This window comes from Thalassobacillus sp. B23F22_16 (assembly GCF_043496955.1).
Classification (GTDB): domain Bacteria; phylum Bacillota; class Bacilli; order Bacillales; family Halobacillaceae; genus Thalassobacillus; species Thalassobacillus devorans_A.
This window is the reverse complement of record NZ_JBIEKD010000034.1, coordinates 24,728-30,767: the sequence shown is the minus strand read 5'-3', so window position 1 is coordinate 30,767 and position 6,040 is coordinate 24,728. Positions and strand designations below refer to the sequence as shown.

7 protein-coding genes are annotated in these 6,040 nt (G+C 43.1%); 4 read left to right on the top strand and 3 right to left on the bottom strand.

Annotated elements, in window-relative coordinates; all coding sequences use genetic code 11:
• Positions 1-517: 517 nt before the first annotated feature.
• From fumC to ACGTNI_RS18425, 3 genes are all read left to right on the top strand, one after another.
• A complete protein-coding gene (gene fumC, locus ACGTNI_RS18435; RefSeq protein ID WP_394464062.1) occupies positions 518-1,909 on the top strand; it encodes a class II fumarate hydratase in 1,392 nt (463 codons plus the stop codon).
• Between the two features lie 88 nt (positions 1,910-1,997).
• Positions 1,998-2,201 (top strand): alpha/beta-type small acid-soluble spore protein, encoded by a 204-nt coding sequence (locus ACGTNI_RS18430; protein ID WP_062444142.1) that lies wholly within the window; start codon positions 1,998-2,000, stop codon positions 2,199-2,201.
• Between the two features lie 664 nt (positions 2,202-2,865).
• The gene (locus tag ACGTNI_RS18425) at positions 2,866-3,117 is read left to right on the top strand and encodes a hypothetical protein (RefSeq protein WP_394464061.1); all 252 of its coding nucleotides are present in this window, start codon (positions 2,866-2,868) and stop codon (positions 3,115-3,117) included.
• Between the two features lie 47 nt (positions 3,118-3,164).
• Here ACGTNI_RS18425 and ACGTNI_RS18420 read toward each other — a convergent pair whose 3' ends face one another.
• Both ACGTNI_RS18420 and ACGTNI_RS18415 read right to left on the bottom strand, forming a co-directional pair.
• Positions 3,165-4,262 (bottom strand): ABC transporter ATP-binding protein, encoded by a 1,098-nt coding sequence (locus ACGTNI_RS18420; protein WP_394464060.1) that lies wholly within the window; start codon positions 4,260-4,262, stop codon positions 3,165-3,167.
• A 143-nt stretch (positions 4,263-4,405) separates the two neighbouring features.
• The gene (locus ACGTNI_RS18415; protein WP_394464058.1) at positions 4,406-5,326 is read right to left on the bottom strand and encodes a PucR family transcriptional regulator; all 921 of its coding nucleotides are present in this window, start codon (positions 5,324-5,326) and stop codon (positions 4,406-4,408) included.
• Positions 5,327-5,496: 170 nt separating this feature from the next.
• Here ACGTNI_RS18415 and ACGTNI_RS18410 point away from each other — a divergent pair, with 170 nt between their 5' ends.
• Complete coding sequence (locus ACGTNI_RS18410; protein ID WP_085506871.1) at positions 5,497-5,775, top strand: metal-sensitive transcriptional regulator; 279 nt, start codon at positions 5,497-5,499, stop codon at positions 5,773-5,775.
• A 69-nt stretch (positions 5,776-5,844) separates the two neighbouring features.
• Here the strand turns inward: ACGTNI_RS18410 and ACGTNI_RS18405 are convergent, their stop codons facing one another.
• A complete protein-coding gene (locus ACGTNI_RS18405; RefSeq protein ID WP_394464057.1) occupies positions 5,845-6,012 on the bottom strand; it encodes a hypothetical protein in 168 nt (55 codons plus the stop codon).
• Positions 6,013-6,040: the final 28 nt, after the last annotated feature.

Below are 6,040 nucleotides of genomic sequence, written 5' to 3'. Positions count from 1 at the left end.
CCTCCAGCTTCCTTCAGATTCCAGGTCGTCCCAGACACCCTTGCCTTCAGCTAACGGTTACAATGACCTTCACCGCTCGGGACTTGAACCCTAAAGCGTGCGCACATGCCGGGCACACACAAAAAAGAAGCCCTCCCACAGGGCTTCTTTCACCACTAATCCATTATTTAACCCATTGAAAAATCGAGCAAGAAAATCAGCTACTAAACGTGTTTCGGTAACCATCCCTCCTTCACGTTGTATGTAGTGCCTTCCTGCCTCCTTTCCGAGTTGATACCTTTACTATACATTTGTTTCTGAATAATGTAAATAGTCAGAAAGTTGCTTATTCTCATAAAACCTTTTGTACTATATGATGCCGGGAGAAGATTTTTGTTATAATTGGACGTGTACTTTAATAAAGGTAAACTTCTTAAAGCATGGAAGGAAAAAGAAATACTTTGGTTATCCCATTCAGTAGATGGTGGCAAGCAAAGTTTTTCTAAAGATTTTTTCAAAAGGCGAGGGAGGATATTACATGGACTATCGTATTGAAAAAGACACATTAGGTGAAATGAAAGTACCAAAAGACAAATACTGGGCAGCCCAGACCCAGCGCAGTAAAGAAAACTTCCCAATCGGAAATGAAAAGATGCCCGTAGAAGTGGTTCATGGGTTTGCTGTATTGAAAAAGAGCGCTGCACGCGCGAACAGTGAATTAGGCCTATTGGAGCAGGAAAAAGCGGATGCTATCGCTCATGCTGCCGATCGTATCACTGCAGGAGAATTGGTTGACCATTTTCCATTAGTCGTATGGCAGACCGGAAGTGGGACACAATCCAATATGAACGTCAACGAAGTCATTGCCTATGTAGGGAATGAATGGTTGAAGGAGCAGGGATCGGAAACAAGATTGCATCCGAACGATGATGTTAACAAATCACAGAGCTCGAATGATACTTATCCAACGGCTATGCATATTGCCGCTGTCTTGAAAGTAGAAGAATACGTTTTACCTTCTTTGAAACAATTGAAGACCACTTTAAAAGAAAAAATGGAAGCGTTTCAGGATGTTGTTAAGATCGGTCGTACTCATTTACAGGATGCGACACCATTGACGCTTGGCCAGGAAATCAGCGGCTGGCACCGTATGCTTGAGAAGACGGAAAACATGCTGGAGGACAGCCTGCAGTATGTGAAAGAACTCGCGATTGGTGGTACAGCAGTCGGAACAGGTCTGAATGCTCACGCTGATTTTGCCGAAACAGTAGTGAAGAAAATCAACGAAGAAACAGGGAAGACGTTCATTTCCGCTCCTAACAAGTTTCATGCATTGACTTCTCACGATGAACTTGTCCATGCTCATGGTGCTTTGAAAGCATTGGCAGCGGATGTTATGAAAATTGCCAATGATGTCAGATGGCTGGCAAGCGGTCCACGCTGTGGCATTGGTGAAATAACCATACCTGCTAATGAACCAGGAAGCTCGATTATGCCAGGTAAAGTGAATCCAACACAAAGTGAAGCAGTGACTATGGTGGCCGCTCAAGTGATGGGGAATGACGCAACGATCGGTTTTGCAGCGAGTCAAGGAAACTTCGAATTGAACGTATTCAAACCAGTAATCGCTTATAACTTCCTTCAGTCTGCACAGCTGCTTGCTGACAGCATGGTATCGTTCGATGAGCGCTGTGTGAGCGGATTGGAGCCTGATCACGGCAAGATTGAACAATATCTAAAAGATTCTTTAATGCTGGTAACGGCATTGAACCCGCATATCGGTTATGAAAATGCTGCTAAAATCGCTAAAACTGCTTTTGAGAAAGATCAGACATTGAAGGAAACGGCAGTAGAATTAGGGATTCTTTCAGAAGAAGAATTTGAAAAGTATGTCGATCCAAAAGCGATGACAAAACCGAATGCTAAGTAGCTGATTTTTTGTACAAATTTACCAAAAAAATTTTGTGATACTTCCTGAATTGTGGGTCAAACTACAATTACACAGGAGGTGAGACAAAATGGCTCAAAACAACTCTAACAACTTAGTAGTACCTGGTGTACAACAAGCTCTTGATCAAATGAAAATGGAAATTGCCCAAGAATTCGGCGTACAACTTGGACCAGACACTACTTCTCGCGCTAACGGTTCTGTTGGTGGAGAAATCACTAAGCGTCTAGTTCAAATGGCTGAATCTCAATTCGGCGGTCAACAACAACGATAAACGAATGGTAAACAGGAGAAGCGGCCTACGCTTCTCCTTCCTTTTATTTAAAAGCTCCCTTTTTCTTGAAGACTTAGTTTCGAGATAGTTTGTTTCCGTTACGGTAGTAACAGTGTGGAGGTCCGGGAAATCACTCACTTTCCATGGGCGTACGGTGAGCTTCCTCGGGCTTAAAGCCCTTCGGGATCTCACCATGCACTATCCTCCCACGGGAGTCTCGCAATTTACCGTCCCTCCTTACTTTGGTGAGGTAAACGGAAACATCGATAAGCAGTCCTTCAATCAAAGGGAGAGTTACTTATAAAAGCAAAAGCGGGATGTATCTTTCAAATTCAAGCCACACTATTCGGTGATCGTGGAAAATCTCTTCAGCTATGCGGGGGTTCGTTTCTCCATCCTTCGGATGGGCTGGCTGGGAAACTGCGAGACTCCCGCGGGAGAAGGAGCCAGGCGAGACCCCACAGGGAGTGAAACGACTGAGGAGGCTCGCCGGTTCCCCCGCAGGAAAGCGAGTAGTTTCCCAGCCAGCCCTGACTCTTTTATAGTAACGAACCCTTACAATCTTGAAACTGAGTCTTCCACAATTCGTCTCTTTTATGGATTTAGTATCAATAGGAATGGAAGCGGAAAGAATTAAAGTTTATAAATGATGAGGGGGAAGGGTATGGTCATTTGTCCCATTTGCAATGGAATAGAAGAGGTTGAGGACCGTTGTCCAGATTGTTCGAGCCAAATGGTCGATCACGGAAAAATCGTGGATTACTTAGATGATTATAGCCCGTATTTAGAAATCATGATGACGAAGATGGTAGACGGAGATCCAGATTCAGCAACCGTTCAGCAGTGCATTCATGTCATTCAATGTGTGGAATGTGGGAAAATCATGACGAAAGAAATACAAGAAGCTGCCCATTAAAAAGGATTGTCACCTTCTAACAGATGACAATCCTTTTTATAATTTTATTATTTGATGCGTTCTTCTGTTTCTGCATCGAAGAAGTGGGCTTTATTCATATCCATCGCAAGTACAATGTCCTCGCCGCCTTTGATATCAGTACGGGAGTCGACACGGGCGATAAAGTCCTGGTTGTTCACTTTCGAGTAAAGGTAGGATTCAGAACCCATCAGCTCTGCTACTTCGATATGGGCAGTGATTTTGCTTTCAGGGTTAGCATCAATGAACAATGGCTCATCGTGAATATCTTCAGGACGTACCCCTAAAATTACCTCTTTGTTCAAGTAATTCTGTGCGCGCAACGGTTTCATTTTTCCTTCTGGAACTTTGATATTGACATCTCCAACATCAATGTAGCCTTCTTTTAGTGTGCCAGTCAGGAAGTTCATTGCTGGCGATCCAATGAAGCCGCCAACAAAAACATTGTTCGGCTTATCATACACTTCTTTTGGCGCACCAACTTGCTGGATATAGCCATCCTTCATGACAACCAGACGTGTTGCCATTGTCATCGCTTCTGTCTGGTCATGGGTAACGTAGATGGTAGTCGTCTGGAGGCGCTGGTGAAGTTTTTGGATTTCCGCACGCATCTGCACACGAAGCTTGGCATCGAGGTTGGATAATGGTTCATCCATCAAGAATACTTTTGCGTCACGAACAATGGCACGCCCCAAAGCGACACGCTGACGCTGACCACCAGAAAGCGCTTTAGGTTTACGGTCAAGTAATGCTTCCAATCCAAGGATTTTGGCTGCTTCCTGTACACGGCGGTCGATTTCTTTCTTGTCCATTTTACGTAACTTCAGTCCGAATGCCATGTTATCGTACACATTCATATGAGGATACAAGGCATAGTTCTGGAAAACCATCGCAATATCCCTGTCTTTTGGCGCGACATCATTCATGCGCTTATCACCGATGTAGAAGTCTCCACCTGTAATCTCTTCAAGACCTGCGATCATACGAAGAGTTGTTGATTTACCACACCCGGATGGCCCTACGAAAACAACGAATTCTTTATCATCGATGTGCAAGTTGAAATCTTCAACCGCTTTTACGTTCTTGTCATAAACTTTATCAATATGTTCTAATTTCAGTTCTGCCATGTTAAATTCCTCCCTGAATTTATGTAAGCGTTTTATAAGCTATGTATATAGTCTATCTAAGTCTCCAGCAACCGTAAATGGACAACGTGCACAAAGATAATCGGTCACTTTGTGCACGTTGTATATCGGAAGGTCCACCGTTACTATTTATTTCTATTGGCAGCTTTCAGCTGCAGTAATGCCATGTAGGTCGGCAGGGCTTCGTGGAATTGACGGACATCTATTCCCGTTTTTTCAATAAACTTATCAATTCTGTATTGAAGGCTATTGCGATGCATGTACAACTTCTTTGCCGTCACGGTAGCATTTGAATTACACTCCAGGAATACTCTGACGGTTTCCAGCAGTTCAGGTTCGTCAACGACTTCCTGCAATGTTCCGGTTATGATTCTTTCTCCTTTCTCCCCAGGCATATGATCCAAATAGAGGTAAGGTAAGACATCCAAAAAACTGGTAACGTCTTTATTCAGGTGTCGGTTAGCGGTTTGGAAACAGTGTTTGCTCCAGGTAAAATGGGCAGGAGCGTCATCAATATGGAAAACATATTCACTGACATAAAAGGAAAGCTTCATATAAAAGTCACTCATTAATACGTCAATAATCGGTTCATATGAGAGGTCTTCTTCCTGGTTGGCAACTACAGATTCCTCGATGATGAAACCAGAATGGGCATTTTCCCAAATAATCGGCATAGCAGAAGAAAACAACCCCTGGATAGCTTCACGGAAAGTTTCCTGGTCTGTGTCACGCTCAGACAACTGAAAGAAGACGAATCGGAAACGTTCAGGCGCGTTGCTTTTTTTAAAACTGCCTATCTGGTTGTGATAAATCGCATCTAGCCATTGCTGCTCCCGCTCTGTTATATAGGGAGTATCATAACGGTAGGGTGTGAGGAATAAATCAAGCATGTGCATCTCCCGGTCAGTTAGATCGCTTTTTTTAATTCCGACTATTTCATCCGTATTAGTCTGATACCATTTGTATTCCTTGACTTCCAGCGGCTGATCGCTTGGAAGACAGACGAGAGAAGGGTATATCTTTTGCAGCTGATTCACAGTTATCATTTGTATCTTCCTTTTTTATAAGTTATTCTTTATTATATCAATAGGAATACTTATACCAAGTAAAAGGGTTTATTTTTTCTTGAAAAACGATTATAATATACCTATGAGGGTACATTGATAATAGGGAACTATGTTTCACGATATAACCCTGAGGAAAGGGAGGTACAAGCATGGAAGAGATTAAAATGGACCAATATAACCAGGAAACGAAAAACCGTTTAAAGCGCATAGAAGGTCAAATCCGCGGAGTGTTGAAGATGATGGAAGAAGAAAAAGAATGTAAAGACGTCATCACACAACTATCAGCCGCTCGTTCTGCGATGGACCGTGCAATTGGTTACATCGTTGCTAAAAACCTGGAAACTTGCATTCGCACCAGCAAGGAGAATGGTGATTCAGCTGAGCAGCTAATCAATGACGCAGTACAAATGATTGTCAAAAGCCGATAATGATCTAAAGGTTTCTATAAAAAAGTACGCCCGCAGCAATTGCTGCGGGCGTACTTTTTAGTTTGTCTGTCAGTTATCCTTTTGTTCTGGTATCTCGTGAACTTGTCCTAATTGTTCTCTTCCATGGACGGATCGTTCCATGCCGCCGGCCATTCCTTCATTGATCATCCGGTCGACATCGAGTTCTAATTTCCCTTTTCCCTCTGTTGCATGATGTCTTTCCTTCTTTTCCTTCATTGTTTCACCTCCAGGCTTGGTAGTTTTA

Excerpts from the sequence above, each read along its gene's own strand:
- fumC (WP_394464062.1), top strand. The coding sequence starts at position 518 with ATGGACTATCGTATTGAAAAAGACACATTAGGTGAAATGAAAGTACCA.
- ACGTNI_RS18430 (WP_062444142.1), top strand. The coding sequence starts at position 1,998 with ATGGCTCAAAACAACTCTAACAACTTAGTAGTACCTGGTGTACAACAA.
- ACGTNI_RS18425 (WP_394464061.1), top strand. The coding sequence starts at position 2,866 with ATGGTCATTTGTCCCATTTGCAATGGAATAGAAGAGGTTGAGGACCGT.
- ACGTNI_RS18420 (WP_394464060.1), bottom strand. The coding sequence starts at position 4,262 with ATGGCAGAACTGAAATTAGAACATATTGATAAAGTTTATGACAAGAAC.
- ACGTNI_RS18415 (WP_394464058.1), bottom strand. The coding sequence starts at position 5,326 with ATGATAACTGTGAATCAGCTGCAAAAGATATACCCTTCTCTCGTCTGT.
- ACGTNI_RS18410 (WP_085506871.1), top strand. The coding sequence starts at position 5,497 with ATGGAAGAGATTAAAATGGACCAATATAACCAGGAAACGAAAAACCGT.
- ACGTNI_RS18405 (WP_394464057.1), bottom strand. The coding sequence starts at position 6,012 with ATGAAGGAAAAGAAGGAAAGACATCATGCAACAGAGGGAAAAGGGAAA.